The organism is Aeribacillus sp. FSL k6-2211 (assembly GCF_037966125.1).
GTDB lineage: Bacteria > Bacillota > Bacilli > Bacillales > Aeribacillaceae > Aeribacillus > Aeribacillus composti.
Window position 1 is genome coordinate 2,020,037 of record NZ_CP150190.1, and the last position, 21,298, is coordinate 2,041,334.

Below are 21,298 nucleotides of genomic sequence, written 5' to 3' on the forward strand. Positions count from 1 at the left end.
CAAAGGTGGAATGAACATGAAAGACAAAAAGACGATTTACTTCTTATGCACTGGCAACTCTTGCCGCAGCCAAATGGCAGAAGGATGGGCAAAAAAATATCTTGGCGACGAGTGGGAAGTGTACAGCGCCGGTATCGAAGCTCGCGGATTAAATCCAAACGCGGTAAAAGTCATGAAAGAAGTAGGAATTGATATTTCGAACCAAACATCGGATATCATTGATCCGGAAATTTTAAATAAAGCGGATTTGGTCGTAACATTATGCGGTCACGCCGCAGACCATTGCCCGGTAACACCTCCGCACGTGAAACGCGTACATTGGGGATTCGATGATCCTGCGAAGGCAGAGGGGACAGAAGAAGAAAAATGGGCTGTTTTCATGCGTGTTCGCGATGAGATTGGTGAAAGAATTAAACGTTTTGCTGAGACTGGTGAATAACTTCCTTCAGTCCCTCCATATCAATAACAAAAAGAGCCTGGAGAACTTTCTCGGGCTCTTCGTGTTTTTTAGGAGAAGAATTAGACAATTAACGAAAAAGTCATATAGCATTGGCTGTTGCAAGACAATATCAACATTAAGATTAATAGATTTGCTGCAATGGGGCAGATTTTAGGGAGAAAAATAGATATTTAATTTAGGTAACTGTAGATGAGCAAATTCACTAACATAAATTTACATCCGAACAAAAAAGGAGACATGAACCCGATTCCTTGATTAGAATAGATGTGTCACCAAACCATTCTCAAGGAGGTTCATGTCTCATGAATAGACTACCACATCACCAAGGAATCGACAAGTTTTTCGCAATGTTGGGGCTGGCCCTTTATTTCTCTAAGCCGGTCATGAAGCATCTCGTTCATATTATCGATGCGCTGACAACGAAAGGATTTGTGGGAACCTTGACCGATCTGCATCATGAGAGCTTTCATCCCAACCATCGAACGACACTGAGCCATTTTTTCACGAAAAGCCCTTGGGATGAAGAAATCTTGCTTCGCAAACTCCAGCAGTGGATGCTTCGTCATGTGGAACGAACGGCCAAGCGAAAGAATCACCCCATTTTTGTTTCGATCGATGATACGATCTGCCGAAAAACGAAGCCTTCGTCACAGGCGAAACACGCTATTGAAGGGTGTAATTGGCATTATTCTCACGCGGACAAAAAGTCGATTTGGGGACACTCTCTCGTCTGGCTCATGGTTCATACGATGACGCAAGCCTTTCCCTTTGCGTTTCGCCTCTACGACAAGGCGGATGGGAAAAGCAAGGGTCAATGGGCCATCGAGATGCTTTCTTCTTTGGATGTGCACGGTTCTGTTTATGTGCTGATGGATTCTTGGTACCCATCGAAAACACTCGTGGAAGCCTGCCTGAAAAAAGGATTCCACGTCATTGCGATGCTCAAGACGAATCGGGTTCTTTATCCAAAAGGCATCGCCATCCAAGCCAAACAGTTTGCCCGCTATATCGAACCGAACGACACCCATCTCGTCACGGTGGGAGAAGAGCGTTATCGCGTGTATCGCTACGAGGGAGCGCTGAAAGGTCTCGATGATGCCGTTGTGTTGTTGGCTTGGAAAGCCGATCAGCCGATGACACCTGAACATCTTCACTGCGTCTTGAGCACCGACCGGGAGCTAAGCGATGAAGAGATCTTGCGCTACTATGCCCAGCGTTGGTCGATCGAATGCTTTTTTCGACAAGCGAAAGACCAGCTGAAGCTCGATGGGTACCGCGTTCGTCAACGTCGGGCGGTGAAACGGTATTGGATCTTGGTGCAACTCGCTTATGTGTACAGTATGGTCGAATCCAACAGCGATTTCTCTACCGGGCTTGACTTCCTTCGAAAGAAGAAAGGACATAGCCTCGTGGAGTTTATTTACGATGCAGCGAAACAAGATATTCCCATTGATGTCGTTAAAAAACAGCTTCATGTGGCATAAGGGGTACTCCGTTTGTCTCTTTTTACATGGTAATTATTGTAATGAAAATTGCTCAACTACAGTTAGGTAAAAGTTTTAAGGGATTTATAGTACGATTTGAGGCTTCAATTATTACATTTTTGAAACACCGCCCGATTTCTAACATTATTTTATTTTGGTTATGTGTAGTTTAAGTGGGGCTTGAAAGAATAAAATCGAGAAAGCTTCCGATACAAGCGTCGATTCACAATCGCCTGAATGTGGGACCTATTCAAGTTTCGATATTGGCTGTTTTATACAAGATGTTGATGTATGCGATGGATTCAACTACCGCTATGGAACGCACGTTAAAGAGTTAGGTGATTAGCTGTCGGATGACTTTCGAAAAACGGAACATTCCTTTCTCCAGGTCAGCTAAAGAAGCGTAGGAATAAGAAAGGCGAAGGTACTGGGCTGCATGCTTATCATAGACATTTCCTGGATTTAATAGAATTCCATGCTCTAATGCTTTTTCAAAAAGTTTCCGTATGGAGATTGAAGGCAATATGCGCAGCCATATATAAAAACCGCCTCTAGGAACAGTCCAGGTCGCAATATCGGAAAAATACCTCTGTAATGAATCAATCATGATCTTCCTTCGAACCTTCAATTCTTTTCTGACCTCTTCCAAATGTTGATGATAGAGCCCGCTTGCTAGCCATTCCGCAACAGCCCATTGAGACAAGGAACTGGATCCGTAATCGGTTTGCATTTTAATATCCGCCAATCGCTCAATAACAGGCTTCGGTCCGACTATCCAGCCGATTCTCAGACCGGGACTCAATGTTTTCGACATGCTCCCAAGATATAAAACAAGCCCATTTTTATCGATGGCTTTCAATGGTGGGGGAGGCGGTGAATCGAGCCAGAGTTCCCGGTATACGTCATCTTCAATAATCGGCATCCGCTCCTTTTCGCATACATCAATCAATTTTCTCCGTCTTTCTTCGGACATCAAAATTCCTGTTGGATTATGAAAGGACGGAATTGTATAAAGCAATGAAGCATTTTGCCGCTTTTTTTGTTCCGAAATCTTATTTGCTTGAATTCCATGCTCATCTAAAGGAAGTCCAAATAATCGCATATCGGCAGATTGAAATACATGCAGGGAATACAGGTACGATGGTTTTTCCAGAAAGATCGTAGCACCTCGCCGCAATAGACCTATTGATATCAATTGCAATGCCTGCAGAGCTCCTGACACAATCAAAATGGAAGAAGGGGAAGCTTCAATCCCGATGGTTTTCAAATATCTACTGAGCTGTTCCCTGAGAAAAAGCAGCCCTTTCGGTTCCTCGTAGCCAAGTGAATCAATGTGCCCCGTCAGCTTTTCAAATACTTGTTTCATCATCTCACGTGGAAATAAATCTGGAGAAAGCTCTCCTGTTCCTAGCCGGATGATATTTGAATCAAACTCTGCTTTATTGATTTCCTGTATCGTAGGCAAATTAGGATAATAACTCCCCGCTTGCACATAGGAATTCCAGTCTGGGGGAGGGGAAGATGTCATCAAAGACCACGAATTGTTAATAATCTTGGTACCGCTCCCTCTTTTTCCTTCCAGCAATCCATCAGCAATCAATTCTTCCATAGCCGCCACGATCGTACTGCGGTTCACTCCGAATGCTTTGGCCAATGTGCGTTGAGGAGGGATTTTTGTCCCTAAAGTCCATTCTCCTGTTTCAATCTTTTCTTTAATATATTCTTTGATCTGGATATAAAGGGGAACTGGAGTCGATTTGTCTGGCTTCCAATCTAATTCATTCATGAAAAAATACTCTCCCTTTACAATCATATGAGTCGATTATACAACTTGGTTGGTATTGAATCCATCCAATTGGTTGGAGACAATAATCGATTTCCGAGTAAAATTGTATTCATATGCTATACAATAGGAGGGATTGGAATGGAGGAAGCCTTTATTCACGGACTTATTCTTGCATTTGGACTTATTCTTCCTCTTGGCGTCCAAAACGTTTTTATATTTCATCAAGGAGCTCTTCAGAAACACTTCATTCATGCGCTCCCAGCCGTTTTAACTGCTTCACTATGCGATACGCTTTTAATCATCCTTGCTGTTTTCGGAGTATCTGTGATGAACTTTAGTTCTTTAACCAAAACGGTCCTACTAAGCATAGGAATTCTGTTTTTGTTATATATGGGGTGGAGCACTTGGAAAAGTACCTCTTCTACTGATAAAGAGAATAACGAAAAAACAGCCAAGGAAACTTTTACACCATTCAAACAAGTTGTGTTTTCAGCATCGGTCTCGCTGCTCAATCCACATGCGATCATGGATACGATTGGCGTGATCGGAACGAGTTCACTTCAATACAATGGAGGGGAAAAAGCAGCTTTTGCACTTGCCTGTATTCTAGTTTCCTGGATCTGGTTTGCGGGGCTGGCTTTGGCAGGACGGAGAATAGGGGATCTAGATCAATCTGGACGTTTGATGAATGCTTTCAACAAAATTTCCGCGCTCGTCATGTGGGGAGCAGCGATTTATATTGGATTCACACTGGCAAAATAAAAACAGGAGTTTGCAGTAGAGGTTTCATTACTCCAATAAACTCTTGTAAGTCTATAAAACAGGATAATAAACTAAAAGAAAAAATCCAGTTGCTGATTACTATAATAATCGGGAGACCAATAACTAGGAGAAAATTTTTTTTGCGGAGTTGAAAGGAGGAGATAGGATTGAAACACCCGTATGCTCATTATCGTCCTTTATTCCCTGTTTTAGCATCGAAAATCCATCTGGCGAGCTGTTCGCAAGGAGCCATTTCAAAAACTGTGTCCGAATCGATTGAAGCGTATATGAATAGTTTGCTAACGGCGGGGGTTAATTGGAATCAAGCAATAAAAGTAGTTGAACAGGCAAAATACAGTTTTGCAAAATTAATCGGTGCTGAACCTAATGAAATTGCTGTATTATGCTCGGTCTCTGACATTTTTTCTGCTATCGCCTCTTCACTTTCTTTTGAAAAAGGGAAAAATATCATTGTGACGACAGATATGGACTTTCCAACCGCCGGTCATGTATGGCTCGCTCAGGAGAAATTTGGAGCAAAGGTCAGATTTATTCCTTCTCAACAAGGAGTCATTCCTTTAGAATATTATGAACGTTATGTAACGTCTGACACACTTGTCACATCCATTTCCCATGTCTGTTATTACAACGGTTTTAAACAAGATCTCAAAGCGATTGCAGACATTGTTCATCGTAAAGGTTCACTTCTTTTTGTTGATGCATATCAATCTGCTGGACAGGTGCCTATTAATGTAAAGAAAATGGATATCGACATATTGGCTGCAGGAACAAGGAAATACATGTTAGGTATTCCGGGAATATCCTTCCTATACATAAAAGCTGAATTGGCAGAGAAATGGAAGCCGCGTGTCACAGGATGGTTTGGTCAGGAGGATCATTCGAAATTCAATGTTCATCAAATTATACCAGCAGCTGGAACACGTCGTTTTGAGACTGGAACGCCTTCTTTTATAAGCGCTTATGCAGCAGCTGCCGCTATTCGTTTACTTCTTGAAATAGGAGTGGAGAATATATCTTCTTATTTAAACCTATTAGCTCAATTCGCATTAGATTATGGACAAGAAAAAGGATTACACACTGTTACTCCTTTATCGGCTCACAAAAGAGGCGGCATAACTGCTTTTTATGTAAAAAATGCTGGGCAAATAGAATCGATCTTGAAAGAGAGAAATATCATTGTTTCTGCTAGAAACGACGTCATCCGAATCGCTCCTCATTTTTACAATACGCAGGATGATATTCGGCAAGCAATTGACGAGCTAACAACTGTTTTAACAGCGAATAAATAAGCAGCACAGGTCTAGGTACTGAAAGACTCGAAACTTTTTCATGGTTCCAATAACAATATATGAGTGGTTTAAAGCGGACAAAAGATTTGTATGAATAGTCTATTTTTAACTCTGTAGTGCAAAATTCAGCTAGTTTCATAACTAATGTCTTAACAGTTTTTTTCGGCTCCATTCAACGATCTGATGGAGCCTCAGTTTATTATTAAAAGCGAGTTTCACTTAAGCCATAGTTAAACTTTCATGACCGAGTAGTTCTTAGTACGGTACATAGATTAACATTTTCTTATTGTAACAAGGTAGCAAATGTATGCCGCAATGATGGAGTGAAAGACGTTGAGGGGGCAGCCCTTGTGTATATAAAAAGTGACAGAATTATTCTTGATTCAATAACAAAACGAAAATAATTCTGTCACAGCTAGATGGTCTAAGCGTCAACACTTCATTGCTTTTGATTGGTCCATCGTTTTTCCGCACCAAGTCGATTAAAAGGTGTGTTAAAAATGGGTCAGTCCACATCTGTTTAAACGCGTTAAAGCGGTAGGGAGCGGGCGGAACGCTTTCTAGAAGATGACTTTTACATTTTTCCTCTCACAACAATTGAAGATAATAAAAAGCTAGCCCAGCTTTACGTTGATGTTAGCTTATTGTTTAAACGATTATCAACCCTTCATGGCCAGTATCAGCGGCCAATAATAGAATATGAAAGTTATCACGATAATGAGAATACCACTAACGGCCAAGTACATTGGATATCTGCGAGTGATAGCCATTTCCTCTTTTTCGTTTTCTTCAATCGGACGTTGTAAAATGTTTTCTTGAAAGTCCCTTTCTTCGGCAGTGATTTCTCCGAATTTAGAGCCTATATATAAGGCGAGTGAGCTTAGGATAACACCGATAATCACGGGATTAAAATAAACTGGAAGTGCGACTCCAACCTTTTTCAAGCTTTCTCCAAATACAACACCTAAAAAGCCCATAATAATACTCCATAAAGCTCCGGTTTTTGTTACCTTTTTTGAATAAACACTGGCAAAAGCAACTGGACCCCAAGAAGCGGCGAATAGTGTTGCTGCAAAATAACCAATCCACATGATAGAAGGCGGCTGCCAAAGACCAATCAAAAGAATGACAAAACTAACGACAATCATCGAAATGCGGCTTGCTCTTAGCAATTGTTTGTCCGAATACGTTTTGTTTCTGGATTGCTCCATAATATCTCTCGTAACACTTGAGCCGATTAGCTGCAGGAAACTTGCACACGAGGAAAGGGCTGCAGCCATAATCCCACTTATGATAATAACTCCCAACCATGTAGGGACCATGTTCATGGCTGACCAAATAAATACTTTTTCCGCAGGTTTAATATCCGGATTAACGGTTGTAATCGTTGAAATACTAATATGAAGGAATAGATAAATCGTAATAATGGAAATCGTCGCCCAGACACCGGAACGAATAGCAACATGTTCATTTTTAGCCATTAAGTAGCGGCTGCTTTGCCACGGGCTGATTGCAATAACGGCAGACCAAACTAATCCTAAAATAACAGCCCAAATCAAAGCCTCCCACGGTTCGCCCATATAAGCATTAGGACCGGTGATTCCGTGCCAGCTTAATAAATCTGGCCGTTCCGGATTGGTCGCTGCTTTAATAATAGCATCCGGAACTCCTCCTGACTTGCCTATAATAAAGGGGAATGAAATATATGTCGCGATGGAAAACAAGAAAAACATGATTGTATCATTCACCATTACACCCTTTGCTCCGGACAGAATCGTGAAGGATGCATATACAAGCCACATAATTAATAAGGCAACGAAGTAGGAGACGCCCGAAATTTCCGACAGCAGCACTGCTCCGCCTTGTGTAACCGCCACTAAATAAGCAGAAATTCCTAGGATCGTCGTAATGGCAGCGGCCATCCTTACTTTGTTTGATTGAAAGCGGTTACCAAAATATTCAGGGACAGTTAAAGCCTTACTTCTTCTTAAGTATCGCCCGAAAAAGAAGACACCAACCACATAACCTGTTGCATTAAAAATAACGAGAATTAATAAAAGAATAGGGTAACCTTCATAAGAAAATCCTGCTTCACCCATAAAGGACACTGTGCTTAAAAATGAAGCGACAAGTGTTCCTGTTACCATAAGCGTGGAACCTTTTCTGCCTGAAACATAGTATTCCTCAGAGCTTTTTACTTTCCTTGAAAGAACCAAACCGATAAGGACGTACAGAATAAAGGATGCCGCAATACCGATTGTATAAATCATGATATCCCCGCCTTTTAATCCGTATTTTCCGAACGTTTTGGAACCGTGCTGTGATCCATGTTACGGATAAATGCATGTGTAATAAGTCCAAGAATAATCAGTGAGCCTCCATAGCCTAAAGTAAAGAGAAACTCCCCCATTTCATTCACTCCTTTGCATTTGTTCAATTAAATACCATGCAAATTGTGTGCCATTTCTAAAATTCTGTTAATTTTAATGTTAACTAGTCCCATATAACTTCAGTTTATACTTACGAAGCTTTCTCATAATGGTCGTTTGATTCACCCCAAGGGCTTTTGCCATTTTTCTAGTCGTTTTATATTTCGATAATGCGTATAAAAGGACATGCTTCTCTGTTTCTTCAACGGCTTTTTTTAATGGTATTTCCTTAAATGAAAAGTCGTTTTGAATCCGATTGTCCATGGCAATTGGTAAATCTTCAATGCTTAGCAGGGGCTTGTGAGCAGTAACCACAAGATGTTCAATGAAATTTTCGAGCTCTCTGACATTTCCGCGCCATTCCTGCAGTTGGATGAATAATTTAGCATTTTCATCAATATTGATGCGTTGCGAATACTTCCTATTAAATTTTTCAAGAAAATAATCTGTCAAAACTAAAATATCCTGTTTGCGTTCTCTTAAAGGCGGAATTCTTAACGGCACAACATGCAGACGATAATATAAATCCTGGCGAAATGTTTTCTCTTCGATCATCTGCAGAAGGTTCTTATTCGTAGCCGAAATAATTCGGATATCGACTTGTTTTTCGGACGTACCTCCGACTTTTTTGAAGGATTTTTCTTGAACTAAATGCAAAATTTTGACCTGCAGCTCCAGCGACATTTCACCAATTTCATCTAAAAACAATGTCCCACCGTCCGCCAATTCAACCAGTCCGAGCTTTCCATGTTTATTTGCGCCCGTAAATGCTCCTGCCTCATATCCAAATAATTCCGCCTCTAATAAAGTTACCGGAATGGCTCCGCAATTCACTTGAACAAAAGGTTTATTCTTCCTCGGACTGTGTTCGTGAATAATTCTCGCTAATACACCTTTGCCTACACCGGATTCACCATGAATAAAAATCGAGGAATCCATGGGCGCAACCTTTTGAGCCGTTTGCAGCGTGGAGATCATATTTGGGGATTGTGTAATGAATTTTTGCTTGCCTGCTGTAAGGATGATTTTATTTTCTTGTTGAAGGGAATGGATTTCTGAAAGTTTTCTTTTCATTTCAACCAGTTCGGAAATATCTCGAGTATTACAGACAATCCGGTATAATTTTCCTTCTTCATCAAAAACAGGTTTGGCCGTAGCCAGAACGTTTTTTCCGTTTGGGTAATACTGCTCAATGGATTGAACCGTTTGCGTTTTCATCGTTTTTAATGTGACCGATTCCTTAATAATACCTTTTTGTACCAATTCACGGATGTTTTTATTGATAAAAGCCTCAGGAGGAAGACCTGTAAAATATTTGCATGATTCACTTACAAATAACACATTGCCATTTGCGTCGGTAACAAAAATTTCATCATAACTGGAATTCAGGATTTGGGTAAGCTCTTTAATTTTTTTTAGGGAAATATCTAATTGTTCTTGAAGAGAGGCGTTCACATGTAATAGATCATGAATCTGTTGCTTGTATTTGTCAACACCCATCATATTTTCACTCCTTTTTGTAAAAATTGAACACATTTTGCATCAATAAAATCCGTTTGAATAGCCTGGAAGCAGAATTTTAAACTGTTTGCAAGCAATATTAGAGATTTGAACCCTTTTTGCAACGGGTGATGTAAAAAAGGTTCAATCTTACGAGAAATTATATAATTGTTTTTTCTAAATAATTTCAAAAAATTGAAATTTATATGAAATATAGTTGGCATGATTCTTGCTGGTAAAATTTATAAAAATATTTCTTGGGAGAGAGTGATCATGACACAATTTAAACATTTATTCAGTCCAACCATCATTGGTCGTACGAAATTAAAAAATAGGATTTTAAGTACAGCCCATCAAACAAATCATGTCATTGATGGGATTCCAACCCCGGATATGACGGCTTATCATGTTGAACGGGCAAAGGGCGGTGCAGGCTTAATCATCCTCGAGGCTGCAGCTGTTCATCCATCTGGGAAGCTGACGACAAATACCATTGCCGGGTATGATGAAAATGTAGTCCCTGCCTATTTGGAACTGGCAAATGAGGTGCATCAATACGAAACAAAAGTGTTCTCGCAATTATTTCACGGAGGCAGGGAGGTTGTTTCGAGCGATTACCGGAATGCCGCTTGGGCTCCGTCCGCTGTTCCCAGCCTGCGTTTCAGCACGATGCCAAAGGCGATGAGCATTGAGGAAATCAAAGAGGTGATTGAAGGATTTGCCGTTTCCGCAAAATTAGCGAAAGAAGGAGGTCTTGACGGGGTAGAAATCTGCTGCTCGCATGGTTATCTTCCCGCTCAATTTTGGTCGGAACAAACGAATTTCCGTACCGATGAATACGGGGGCTCGTTTGAAAATCGAATGCGATTTATTGTAGAAGTAATCGAACAGATATGGCAGAAAGTGGGGGAAGATTTTACGGTCGGAATTCGTATGAGTTCGGATGAAATGACCATGGATGGCACCACTATTAAAGACGCCGTGAAAATAGTTGAATATTTAGTAGAGCGGGTAAGGGTAGATTTTATCGATGTCACTGCTGGGGATTCCAGCACCTTTGCCGGCTCGACACATATCGTCCCGCCTTCACCAATAAAACATGGATACCTTACTCCCCAATCCTTTAAAATCCGTATGGCCGGGGCTGTGCCTGTATTTGTGGGCTCCCGGATTGTTGACCCAGCGGAGGCCGAACAGATCGTGGCAACCGGAAAAGCGGATGTAGTGGGCATGACCCGTGCATTGATTGTCGATCCCGAAATGCCTAATAAGGCGTATTCTGGGAATTTACAGCTGATTGATGCCTGTATTGGCTGCCTTCAGGCCTGCATCGGTCATTATCACAAAGGATTAACAATTGGTTGTGTGCAAAATCCATCTGCAGGGAAGGAAGTGCAGGTTACAGCATTAAAGAAAACTGCAAGAGAGAAAAAGAAAGTACTTGTAATCGGAGCGGGACCAGCAGGGATGCAAGCGGCCGTCACATTAGATGAACTAGGGCATGATGTCATTTTAGCTGATAAAACAGATAAGGTGGGAGGATTATTGCATACATTAAGACAGGCGCCCATGAGACAGGAGCTCGCTGAATCCATGCTCGATAATTACACACGAAAATTGTCCAATAGTCATGTAAAGCTTGAGCTAGGTTTTGATGTTCAGCCCGCCGATATTATACCAATTTCACCTGATGCCATCATCTGTGCTAACGGTTCGAGACCGTTTATCCCAAACATTCCCGGAATAAACAATTCTAGAGTGATGACGGTTGATGAACTGTTTAATAAGCGGGGGAAAGACATCGGAAAAAGAGTTTTGGTATTTGATTTTGCGGGGGATTGGCCGGCGATTGAAGCGTCAATTGATTTAGCAGGAAAAGGCCATATCGTTTTGTTGATTTCTGCTACGCTCCATATTGGCGAAGAAGTTCATCAATATTTAAGGAATGAATATTTAAAAAAATTGTATCAGTTGAATGTTAAAATGAAACCGCATTATGATTTAGAAGAAATTAATGATGATCAGGTTGTCATCAGAAATCTATTTTCTTATGAAAAAGAAATGATAGAAAATTGGGACACGATCGTTCTTTCACTTGGTCGTGTACCAAATAGTGAATTATACGAACAAATCAAGCATTTGGCACCACAGGTATGGCAAATTGGAGACTGTTTGGCACCAAGAACATTAGAAGAGGCAACATACGAAGGTTTCATGACATCATTGCATCTAGGGGTTAAGCAAAAAATAACAGGTAATGAACGATAAGCAAAACAGGCGCGAAATGTTTATATATTTTTGGTAAAATCCTCTTGAAATATTCAGAAAATTCTTTTAAAATAAGTGTAAACTTCATCCTATCTACCTTTTACAGGTGAAGGTAATGAAGATATCTCTTTTTAATTTAACAGTTGACTGATAAGATTCCATTTCCAGCCTTAGCCGGCTGGTTCAAATGGTTCGTAAAGCCAGTCCATATCACTAAAGTGTGTTTGGGCTGGTTTTTTGTTTTTAAGAAAGCTTTTTCAATAGGAGGCGATGAACATCGGAGGCGCACTAGAGGGTGTAAAGGTATTAGATTTGACTAGGGTGCTTGCCGGCCCATATTGTACAATGATTTTGGCAGACCTCGGAGCAGATGTCATTAAGGTAGAAGCCCCGGGCGGCAGCGACGAAACGAGGTTCTGGGGACCGCCGTTTCAAAACGGTGTCAGTGCTTACTATTTATGTGCAAATCGCAATAAGCGAAGCATTACCGTGAATCTGAAATCGGAAGAGGGCAGGAAAATCATTCGAATTCTGGCAAAAGAAGCGGACGTGCTCATTCATAATTTTAAAACTGGATCGATGGAAAAATGGCAGCTCGACTACGACTCCTTACAAAAAATAAATTCACGGCTCGTCTATTGTTCCATCACGGGATTCGGGGAAACGGGCCCGTACCGGTATCTGCCGGGTTATGACTTTATTATTCAAGGGATGAGCGGCCTGATGAGTATAACCGGAAGCGAAGAGAGCGGTCCAATGAAAATCGGTGTTGCCATGGTGGATATTTTAACAGGATTATATTCGGTCATTTCCATTGAAGCGGCTTTGTTGGAAAGGGGAAGATCGGGCAAGGGGCAAAAAATTGATCTATCACTGATGGATACAGCGGTCAGCTCGCTTGCCAATGTCGCCAGCAATTATCTAATTTCCGGGAAGGTACCGCGTAGACTCGGGAATGACCATCCGAATATAGTCCCTTATTCGAAATTCAAAGCGTTAGATGGGGACATAATTATCGCCGTCGGGAATAACCGGCAGTTTGCCACACTATGTGAAGTAATGGGGCTGAGCGAAATGGCAATGGATGCTCGCTTCTGTACGAATGTGGCAAGAATGGAAAATAAGCTGGAGCTGACGAGGATTTTAGAAGACCAGCTCCAGCTCAAATCGGTCAATGAGTGGATAAAACTGTTTTCAGAAAAAAATATTCCATGCGGTCCCATCCATACTATAGATCAAGTATTTGAACATCCACAAGTTTTGGCCCGTGATATGGTTGTCCAAGTCGAACACCCGGAAGCAGGAATGGTAAAACTCGTTGGTTCGCCTGTTAAACTATCAAGAACGAATACAAAGATAGAACGTCATCCGCCGATGGTCGGGGAGCATACATGGGAAATCCTGCAGGAAGCTGGATTTTCATTTGAGGAGATTACCTATTTTAAAGAGAATAACATTATTTAATCGCGGGAGGAGTTTTTAAGATGAATTTTGAATTCACAGAAGAACAACGGATGTTGAGAAAGATGGTCAGAAATTTTGTTGATAAGGAAATTATCCCGAATATGCGAGAGTGGGATGAACGGGGATATTTCGATACGATCATTTGGAAGCGCTTAAAAGAATTAGGCTTGCTGGGTGTCTGCATCCCTGAAAAATACGGCGGCAGCGGAATGGATTATAATTCGCTGGCCATCGTTTGTGAAGAACTGGAAAGAGGCGACACAGCTTTCCGCACGGCGGTATCCGTTCATACCGGATTAAACAGTATGACGTTGTTACAGTGGGGGACCGAAGAACAAAAGCAAAAATATCTCGTTCCACAAGCAAAAGGTGAAAAAATCGGCGCCTTTGGCTTAACAGAACCGGGAGCTGGATCTGACGTGGCATCACTTGGAACAACGGCTGTTAAAGACGGTGACAACTACATTTTAAACGGCTCCAAAACATGGATATCTTTATGCGATGTCGCCGATCATTTTATCGTGTTTGCGTATACAGATAAATCGAAAAAGCATCATGGAATTTCCGCCTTTATCGTCGAACGCACTATGCCTGGATTTTCATCCAAGTCCATTAAAGGAAAGCTCGGAATCCGATCCGGAAATACAGGAGAATTGTTCTTTGATCAGGTCCGTGTACCAAAAGAAAATTTACTTGGCCAAGAAGGAGAAGGATTCAAAATTGCGATGTCTGCGCTGGATAATGGACGTTTTACCGTTGCTGCAGGGGCAGTAGGCCTGATTATGGCATGTTTGGAAGAAAGTGTAAAATATTGTCACGAGCGTAAAACATTTGGCAAAGAAATTGGTAAACACCAGCTTGTCCAGCAAATGATTGCCAACATGGAAGCGGGATTGCAAATGAGCCGTTTATTGGTGTACCGTGCTGGAGAGCTCAAAAACAAAGGATTGCGCAATACGAGAGAAACATCTCTAGCCAAATGGCAGGCCTGTAATTTTGCCAATAAGGCCGCAGATGATGCGGTTCAAATTCACGGAGCCTACGGTTATTCCAATGAATATCCTGTTGAGCGCTTCCTAAGAAACTCCAAAGCTCCTGTTATTTACGAAGGAACAAGAGAAATCCACACCATTATGCAGGCAGAATATGTGCTTGGGTATCGTGAAGATAAGCCATTAAATAACATGCTGCCAGCCTGGCCCTTTGAATGTGATAAAGAGACAGTAACGGATAGTTAGGTACCAATCGATAGCAGGATCGGATTCCATTTTGCATCCGATCCCCTTATTGCTTATTGATTGATAGCTTCATACTGTTTATACAGATCTTTTAATGCGGCAATTAGGGCATTATTGGCCTTTCCTAAATAACCATTCTTTAACTCTTCCAACGGCTTTTCAATGCCGTTGCGCAAACTATGACCTTTCAAGAGCCTGGAAATATATTCTCTGCCGTGTTCGGTAGCAAGCGTACAGGAAGCATCCACAATCACACCATATAATTTATCAACCTCTGCTGTAATCGTTAAAGTTTCATAAACACTTCTGGCCGCCATCCCTGTCGGAAGTTTGGCGTGACCGGCAATAAAATAAGTATTCATCCATAATCTCTCCTAATCGTTTTATTTTTAGAATAATATGAAAATAATCAAATGATAAGACTATTGATAGATGAAATTTCCAATACATCCCTAACGAAAAAGTTATGAAAATGAAAATATGTGAAAGGCAGAATTAATAGCAAACTTATTTTATGTGGTACGCCATACTTGGTCATATACCTTCGTATATGATTTGAATGTATTTTCTCCCCGTTGGAACAAGTGCGTTCGATATCTATCGGATTAAAACAGGTAGTCGTTTGTTTAAAGTACCAAGGTACCCTAAAATTTACATCTTTAATGCTCGAATGAAGCGATATTTAGAGGTAAGCGTTCAGATTACGGAGCTCTTTCTCTCATTTGAAGTGATTTTTAATCGCTCTTATGAAGAAAAACTTATCATTGGAAGCGGAGGAATTTAGCAGCTTTTGTCGTAAGCTAAATACAGAAAGGAATCTTTGTTAAGAACATCAACCATCCTGCGAATAAAAGAAAAAAGGTTAAGACAACAATGTTCGATTAATCAAATAGATTCACGGGAGGTTGTTTAAAAAGTAAGGTGGTGTTGTAATATGGATAGAACTACTATTTTTATAAGTTCTGTTGCACAAGATGCTCTTTCCTCTATCCGAAACGCTGTATTTGAAGAATTAAAAAATATGGGGCATGAACCTATTCGCTTTGAAGATAGTATGCGATATATTCATCAAGATGCCATCCGAACTTGTTTGGAGTACGTATCAAGAAGTGATATCTTTCTACTATTTATCGCGGATAAAGCAGGAACATTCTTAGAGGATGAAGGGAAAACTGTTACTCACCTTGAATTTTTACGTGCATATCACGAAAATAAACGTCTTATCGTGTATGTTCACGATATAGTTCTTGATACCTATTTTCGGACGATCAGACCTCAAATAAAACAATCGTTAGTACAGTATTTAAGCGAACACGGTAAAGAACCGGATTCAATGTTGAATTTTATAAGCGAAAATATTAAAGAGGAGCCTCATATTGCCGAAAATTATGTATGGTACTTTCTTTATGATGCAGAACAAAAAGGGATATATTTCGAAAAATGCTCATTAGGTGTCGAAATTCTTTCAAACATAAAAAGCTATCTTTCAGCTCTTTTCAAAGAAAGCCTTCAATACTTAAATATTCGTTCTGAAATAGAACGGAGCTTAGAACATGTAGAATTATACGGGGATTTTTATGAACTATCACTTGAATTCATAAGTTTATTGCAGAATGGGCAAATTACAAATTGGAGAAGGCTATTAGCGCTTTTACGATCTAAGATGGTCGGCTGCAATATTTACTCTACAAATACAAAGTACCAACAAGAAGCTATAGGAGCATTAATGGACTGTAAAGCCGTAACTCTTTACGAAAAAAGAGATGAACAGATGATTTGCAAAGAATATGATGGATTAACAACTCCTGAGAACTTTTCATTAGATGATGCTTCTTCTTACGTTGTGCAAACATATAATGATCATAATCATAATGAAAAGCTATACTATTCACTGGAAAAAAGAATATGCTATTTCTTGTTTAAGGTAAAGACTTATGTATTTTGCTTTCATCTGCCCCTGCTAGGAGAGTGGGATTATTATAAACTGAAGGCTTACCAAGAGAATATATTTAATGCTATACTTGAATCAAAAGGATATTCTTATTGTTACTTTATCAAAATGCTGTTAGGAGGTCTCTCAAATGAACAATTATAAAGAAAATGTAATATTAATCGCCTCCGCACCACATGGATATGGAAAAAAAGTTGTAACGAATCGTCTTAGTCAAATGAAACGTGATCACGCAAACTTACAAAATAAACTTTCCCAAATAAAAAGTTCATTTCGTCATTCAAAATAAACGCTCATGATGTAAAGAATGCTCTACTGATAGAAGGAGTAAAATCCATTTCTTCGAATGTTTCAAATTTGCACGCTCTACAATTTCAATATGTTCAAGATAGCAGTAGAAGCCCATCTATCACCAAAGTATTCAAGAAGAAGGTCAGAAGAACTTTATGAAAAGAATGTCCAAACGGATGCAGAAAGGAATTTTCGTTAAGAACCTCAACCATCCTGCGAATAAAAGAAAAAAGGGTAAGACAACAATATTCCATTAATCAAATAGATTCTAACTTCATAAATTCATGACACAAATGAACCCCCCCTGAAGAAATCCTCGAATTTGAAGGAGTAACCATTAAGGATACACACCATGAAAGCTTTGCAACAGCAGTAAAAAGTAAGAATTTTCTTATACATGAAAAAGTACGTGGAAGCATTGCGCTTATATGAAGAACTGTATCAAAAAGAACCAGGAAATTTAAATTATCGTTATAAATTAGCTGTAAGTACTCCTCATGATTACGATGATTTAGAATAATAATTCATCTAATCGGATTTTCTTACAGGAAAACGCGGTGTTATAATTTGCGGGTTGAATATTAATGTATGAAATCTAAGAAAATCAAGTCGATCGGTTTGTTAAATTAACTGCTTTTTAACGATGTTCACTTTCTTAACCAGATAATTAAAATTAAATTAATTTTTTTCTAGTTCAGATTCCTTTGAAATGCTTGTTGCATTGGTGATAGTGATTTATAGAAAAGTTATTGTAACTGCATTGGAGAATCATTTAAAAGCATGTGAATTTGAAGTAAACTTTAACTAAAAAAGAAAATCATATTCGTTTATATATGAGCGGTCGTAAAACCATTAAGGAATTTTACGACTGGATTTATCTCATGACAAAGGATTGTACTTAAAACGCAAATTTGAAGTGTTCCCGGATCAAAATTTGGATACAGAAACATTGCAAAAAGCAAAATTAAAGACAAAACATGCTGTTGCAGAAAGTAAAAAGCTTTTATCGATGAATATCGAAAAAAAATTATTGCATTCATCGAGCATGTGGAACTGCTTGAATTACATTAGGAACGTATTATACATGGTTGTTAAAACATGACAAATCATTTAACGAAGAATTTTATACCCGAGTTCGACAGTTTTGAGGCCATTTTAGGCAAATGAAAATGGCCAAAATGCTGTTATATCAAAGATTTCGCGATGCGGATCCTAGAAAAAAACACTGAATTTCATAGGCACACGACTTGTTTATTTTAACTTTTAAAACAGCTGAATATCGGTTATAATATAGGCATGTACATACGGCGAGTAACACGCAAAAACAAAGATGGAACGACCGTGGCGTATCTCCAGCTTGCTCACAACGAATGGGATCCGAAGGCCAAATATGCGAAAGCGAAGGTGATTTATTCGTTTGGGCGCGAAGACGAGGTGGATCGCGCTGTCTTGGAGCGTCTGGCCAAAAGCATTTCGCGATTCCTTTCTCCTGAGCAGGCTTGGGAAATCGAGACGTTGACAGGAGAAGTGTCGGATGACTTTCAGTTTCAATCAAGCAAACGCCTTGGTGGCGCTTGGCTTTTGGATCAGCTCTGGAGACAACTGGGATTGGGAGAGATTCTCCACTCCTTGTTTGCCTCCCGACATCATCAGATTCCGTTGGAACGGCTGATTTTTGCCATGGTGGCGAATCGTGCCCTTCATCCGTCAAGCAAGTTGGCGATGGAGGAGTGGGTGGAGAAAGACGTGCATATCCCTCATCTTCCCCAAGTCGCCAGCCACCAGTTGTACCGGGCGATGGATGAGCTGCTGGCTGTGCAGCCGGAATTGGAACGCCAAGTGTTCCATGCCGTGGCCGATTTATTGAACCTGGAAGTCGATTTGATTTACTTTGATACGACTTCGTCGTACTTCGAAGTGGGTCCATCCGAAACACCAGAAGGAGAATCGCTTCGAAAGCAGGGGTTTTCCAAAGATAAGCGTCCCGATTTGGTCCAAATCGTCATTGGACTGGCCGTTACCCGGGAAGGAGTCCCCATTCGCGCTTGGGTATGGCCTGGCAATACGATGGATATGACGGTCATCAAACAGGTGAAACAAGACTTGATTGGCTGGAAGCTTGGGCGTGTGATCAGCGTGATGGACCGCGGATTTTCGTCTGAAGAGAATTTGCGAATCTTGCAACAGGCCGGGGGACACTACATTGTCGGCGAAAAAATGCGGTCCGGCAAAGCCGCCGTCGAAGAGGCCCTAAACCGTCGCGGGCGCTACCAACAAGTTCGCGAGAACTTGCATATCAAAGAAATCATCGTGGGCGACGGAGAAGCGCGTCAGCGCTATGTTCTCGTGTACAATCCCAGCGAAGCCGAACGCCAACGCAAGGAACGGGAAACGCTGCTCGAATCGCTGAAAGAGGAGTTGGAGGGGCTTCGCCAACTCCCCAATGAAGCTCATCATAAGGCCACCTGCCGGCTGCGTTCCCATCCGTCCTACGGAAAATACTTGCGTCAATTGAAGGATGGAACGCTTCGCATCGACAAGCAAGCGGTTCGTGAAGCGGAAACGTACGATGGCAAATATCTCATCCGAACCTCCGATGACACCTTGTCTGCCGAGGATGTCGCGCTCGGGTATAAGCAACTGGTGGATATCGAGCAGGCCTTTCGGACGTTGAAATCAACACTCGAGCTGCGCCCCATGTATCATCGCTTGGAAGACCGTATCCGGGCGCATGTGCTGCTCAGTTGGCTGGCTCTCTTGCTGGTTCGGATCGTGGAGATCCGAACTCATGAATCGTGGCCGAAAGTAAGAGACGAATGCGAGCGTCTCATGCTTGGACATTTTTCTTCAAAAAACGGCGACCTTTATCAACGAACCGAACTGACGGCCAAACAAGCGCTATTCCTTGCGGCTCTAGGGCTGGAACCTCCTCCAAAGATTCTAGGCATCCACCCTCGCACCTAGATACACGCCCGAAGTGTGCCCAAATGCCTCCGATCCCTTTTGTATCAAGGGGCGAGAGGCATTTTGTTTGCCTAGTGACTGTCGAACTCGGGTTATAAAATTAACGAAAGGGCAGTTAAGTAGTCAATAGCTGCTTTATATTTTTCAAATTTTAGTTTACATAATATATATTATAGGAAGTTATAAATGGATCTTGTTTCACTAAAGAGATTACTTGTTGTGATGAGACGAAATAAAAAAATGAAACAAATTGTATTTTAATTGCATTTAATGAATTTCTTTTTAAATTGTAAATTTACATTGCAATTTAATTAATTGATCTTTAAAAATTGATCTTAAAAATTCGTTATGATTTGCTGCGTGTTTAAATTCATTCCATGATTAATTTTGGATTATGATTTATTTATTTTTATTAACGCTTCATTTTTGTTTGTTCTATATCCCGAAGTCCGTTCATTCATCTCCTTCTAAGTTTACATAATATATTTATGTTTTAAAAAAACTCCACTCATACCCTCATCCTCATGATTTGAGCGACAAAATCAATGAATTATTGCCGCTCTTTGCCGTTCTTTTACTTCTCTTTTTCATTTTGTGGTATAAATTGGAAGCGATCATTAAAAAATGTTTTGTAGCCGAATTGCAGTGATAAAAAAGATGAAATCCCTACACTTCCGGCAATGCCGATCAAAATCACAATTTGATATTCGATTGCAACTAAAGGGCTTGTACCTGCGAGGATTTGACCTGTCATCATTCCCGGCAAAAACACTATCCCCATACCGACCATGTTATTGATAGTCGGCAAAATAGCTGAATCAAATGCAGAGTTTACGATTGGTTTTGTTGCTGCATCGGGTTTAGCACCTAACATGAGCGCCCCTTCAATCAGATTCTTTTGGGTAGCAAAATTTTCGATCATTTCTTTCATGCCTAGCGTTATACCGATCATTGAATTTCCAATAAACATTCCGGCAATCGGGATAAAGTATTGAGGTTCATACCAAGGCTTAAAATGAATGACGATTAGATTAAAATACAACAGGCTGACGAGAGAGCCGATAACCATTGACAGCACAATGACCAGCTTCAATTTTTTCGATAAAGGCTTATGAAGCTGTTTAAATATATTATAAACGGCAAACGATTCCATGAAACAAAGCACCAATAAGACAATCCAAGGTGAAGGATTTTTAAAAATATACATCAATATGTATCCGACTAGCACAAGTTGAATCGTCATCCTGGCAGTTGAAAGGACAATTAATTTTTCACGTTTAATTTCTCGTTTTTTTACAAGCAATCAGTAGCATTGCATTAAGTTAATTTTAATTTGTCAAGCCCAATTTTATGTTAAATTTCATCTTTTTGGATATAAAAAAACTCCTTAT

General features: G+C 40.5%; 17 protein-coding genes. 11 read left to right on the plus strand and 6 right to left on the minus strand.

Going from position 1 to position 21,298, the window contains the following annotated elements; translation table 11 throughout:
- The first annotated feature begins 16 nt into the window (after positions 1-16).
- Together arsC and NSU19_RS09745 are read left to right on the plus strand one after the other, a co-directional pair.
- Positions 17-439 carry an arsenate reductase (thioredoxin) gene (arsC, locus tag NSU19_RS09740; protein WP_339192826.1) on the plus strand — a complete coding sequence of 141 codons (423 nt, stop codon included), beginning with the start codon at positions 17-19 and terminating at the stop codon, positions 437-439.
- A gap of 323 nt (positions 440-762) precedes the next feature.
- Entirely contained in the window at positions 763-1,944 is a 1,182-nt protein-coding gene (locus tag NSU19_RS09745) for an IS701 family transposase (RefSeq protein ID WP_063388773.1), read from the plus strand.
- Between the two features lie 334 nt (positions 1,945-2,278).
- Here NSU19_RS09745 and NSU19_RS09750 read toward each other — a convergent pair whose 3' ends face one another.
- Positions 2,279-3,730: a PLP-dependent aminotransferase family protein gene (locus tag NSU19_RS09750; protein WP_339199917.1), complete on the minus strand. Its 1,452-nt coding sequence runs from the start codon at positions 3,728-3,730 to the stop codon at positions 2,279-2,281.
- Between the two features lie 138 nt (positions 3,731-3,868).
- Between NSU19_RS09750 and NSU19_RS09755 the strand changes: the two genes are divergently transcribed.
- Entirely contained in the window at positions 3,869-4,492 is a 624-nt protein-coding gene (locus NSU19_RS09755; protein WP_339199919.1) for a LysE/ArgO family amino acid transporter, read from the plus strand.
- 167 nt (positions 4,493-4,659) lie between these two features.
- A complete protein-coding gene (locus NSU19_RS09760) occupies positions 4,660-5,802 on the plus strand; it encodes an aminotransferase class V-fold PLP-dependent enzyme (RefSeq protein WP_339199920.1) in 1,143 nt (380 codons plus the stop codon).
- 659 nt (positions 5,803-6,461) lie between these two features.
- Here NSU19_RS09760 and NSU19_RS09765 read toward each other — a convergent pair.
- The 3 genes from NSU19_RS09765 to NSU19_RS09775 all read right to left on the minus strand — a co-directional run bounded on the left by NSU19_RS09765 (position 6,462) and on the right by NSU19_RS09775 (position 9,731).
- The gene (locus NSU19_RS09765; protein ID WP_339199921.1) at positions 6,462-8,072 is read right to left on the minus strand and encodes a sodium:solute symporter family protein; all 1,611 of its coding nucleotides are present in this window, start codon (positions 8,070-8,072) and stop codon (positions 6,462-6,464) included.
- A gap of 14 nt (positions 8,073-8,086) precedes the next feature.
- Positions 8,087-8,212, minus strand: a complete 126-nt coding sequence (locus NSU19_RS09770; protein ID WP_277986822.1) for a hypothetical protein — start codon at positions 8,210-8,212, stop codon at positions 8,087-8,089.
- 79 nt (positions 8,213-8,291) lie between these two features.
- Positions 8,292-9,731, minus strand: a complete 1,440-nt coding sequence (locus tag NSU19_RS09775) for a sigma 54-interacting transcriptional regulator (protein ID WP_339199922.1) — start codon at positions 9,729-9,731, stop codon at positions 8,292-8,294.
- Between the two features lie 273 nt (positions 9,732-10,004).
- Here NSU19_RS09775 and NSU19_RS09780 point away from each other — a divergent pair, with 273 nt between their 5' ends.
- From NSU19_RS09780 to NSU19_RS09790, 3 genes are all read left to right on the plus strand, one after another.
- Positions 10,005-11,999, plus strand: a complete 1,995-nt coding sequence (locus tag NSU19_RS09780; RefSeq protein ID WP_339199923.1) for an FAD-dependent oxidoreductase — start codon at positions 10,005-10,007, stop codon at positions 11,997-11,999.
- A 276-nt stretch (positions 12,000-12,275) separates the two neighbouring features.
- Positions 12,276-13,463: a CaiB/BaiF CoA-transferase family protein gene (locus NSU19_RS09785; RefSeq protein WP_339200002.1), complete on the plus strand. Its 1,188-nt coding sequence runs from the start codon at positions 12,276-12,278 to the stop codon at positions 13,461-13,463.
- A gap of 20 nt (positions 13,464-13,483) precedes the next feature.
- Positions 13,484-14,701 carry an acyl-CoA dehydrogenase family protein gene (locus NSU19_RS09790; RefSeq protein ID WP_117017190.1) on the plus strand — a complete coding sequence of 406 codons (1,218 nt, stop codon included), beginning with the start codon at positions 13,484-13,486 and terminating at the stop codon, positions 14,699-14,701.
- 53 nt (positions 14,702-14,754) lie between these two features.
- Here the strand turns inward: NSU19_RS09790 and NSU19_RS09795 are convergent, their stop codons facing one another.
- Positions 14,755-15,063, minus strand: a complete 309-nt coding sequence (locus NSU19_RS09795) for a DUF3870 domain-containing protein (RefSeq protein ID WP_063388312.1) — start codon at positions 15,061-15,063, stop codon at positions 14,755-14,757.
- Positions 15,064-15,635: 572 nt separating this feature from the next.
- On the opposite strand from NSU19_RS09795, the gene NSU19_RS09800 reads away from it, so the two are divergent.
- From NSU19_RS09800 to NSU19_RS09815, 4 genes are all read left to right on the plus strand, one after another.
- Positions 15,636-16,796: a DUF4062 domain-containing protein gene (locus tag NSU19_RS09800; protein ID WP_339199924.1), complete on the plus strand. Its 1,161-nt coding sequence runs from the start codon at positions 15,636-15,638 to the stop codon at positions 16,794-16,796.
- Positions 16,783-16,941: a hypothetical protein gene (locus NSU19_RS09805; protein WP_165381934.1), complete on the plus strand. Its 159-nt coding sequence runs from the start codon at positions 16,783-16,785 to the stop codon at positions 16,939-16,941. The genes NSU19_RS09800 and NSU19_RS09805 overlap by 14 nt, the downstream gene beginning before the upstream one ends.
- A 399-nt stretch (positions 16,942-17,340) precedes the next feature.
- Positions 17,341-17,463 carry a hypothetical protein gene (locus NSU19_RS09810; protein WP_311066121.1) on the plus strand — a complete coding sequence of 41 codons (123 nt, stop codon included), beginning with the start codon at positions 17,341-17,343 and terminating at the stop codon, positions 17,461-17,463.
- Positions 17,464-18,239: 776 nt separating this feature from the next.
- A complete protein-coding gene (locus tag NSU19_RS09815; protein ID WP_339199926.1) occupies positions 18,240-19,907 on the plus strand; it encodes an IS1634 family transposase in 1,668 nt (555 codons plus the stop codon).
- 574 nt (positions 19,908-20,481) lie between these two features.
- On the opposite strand, the gene fetB is transcribed toward NSU19_RS09815, so the two are convergent.
- Positions 20,482-21,210, minus strand: coding sequence for an iron export ABC transporter permease subunit FetB (fetB, locus tag NSU19_RS09820; protein ID WP_339199927.1), 729 nt, complete (start codon positions 21,208-21,210; stop codon positions 20,482-20,484).
- Between the last annotated feature and the right edge of the window lie 88 nt (positions 21,211-21,298).

What these genes read in the sequence shown, in the direction of transcription:
- arsC (WP_339192826.1), top strand. Translation starts at nt 17, where the DNA reads ATGAAAGACAAAAAGACGATTTACTTCTTATGCACTGGCAACTCTTGC.
- NSU19_RS09745 (WP_063388773.1), top strand. Translation starts at nt 763, where the DNA reads ATGAATAGACTACCACATCACCAAGGAATCGACAAGTTTTTCGCAATG.
- NSU19_RS09750 (WP_339199917.1), bottom strand. Translation starts at nt 3,730, where the DNA reads ATGAATGAATTAGATTGGAAGCCAGACAAATCGACTCCAGTTCCCCTT.
- NSU19_RS09755 (WP_339199919.1), top strand. Translation starts at nt 3,869, where the DNA reads ATGGAGGAAGCCTTTATTCACGGACTTATTCTTGCATTTGGACTTATT.
- NSU19_RS09765 (WP_339199921.1), bottom strand. Translation starts at nt 8,072, where the DNA reads ATGATTTATACAATCGGTATTGCGGCATCCTTTATTCTGTACGTCCTT.
- NSU19_RS09770 (WP_277986822.1), bottom strand. Translation starts at nt 8,212, where the DNA reads ATGGGGGAGTTTCTCTTTACTTTAGGCTATGGAGGCTCACTGATTATT.
- NSU19_RS09775 (WP_339199922.1), bottom strand. Translation starts at nt 9,731, where the DNA reads ATGGGTGTTGACAAATACAAGCAACAGATTCATGATCTATTACATGTG.
- NSU19_RS09780 (WP_339199923.1), top strand. Translation starts at nt 10,005, where the DNA reads ATGACACAATTTAAACATTTATTCAGTCCAACCATCATTGGTCGTACG.
- NSU19_RS09790 (WP_117017190.1), top strand. Translation starts at nt 13,484, where the DNA reads ATGAATTTTGAATTCACAGAAGAACAACGGATGTTGAGAAAGATGGTC.
- NSU19_RS09795 (WP_063388312.1), bottom strand. Translation starts at nt 15,063, where the DNA reads ATGAATACTTATTTTATTGCCGGTCACGCCAAACTTCCGACAGGGATG.
- NSU19_RS09800 (WP_339199924.1), top strand. Translation starts at nt 15,636, where the DNA reads ATGGATAGAACTACTATTTTTATAAGTTCTGTTGCACAAGATGCTCTT.
- NSU19_RS09805 (WP_165381934.1), top strand. Translation starts at nt 16,783, where the DNA reads ATGAACAATTATAAAGAAAATGTAATATTAATCGCCTCCGCACCACAT.
- NSU19_RS09810 (WP_311066121.1), top strand. Translation starts at nt 17,341, where the DNA reads ATGAAAAAGTACGTGGAAGCATTGCGCTTATATGAAGAACTGTATCAA.
- NSU19_RS09815 (WP_339199926.1), top strand. Translation starts at nt 18,240, where the DNA reads ATGTACATACGGCGAGTAACACGCAAAAACAAAGATGGAACGACCGTG.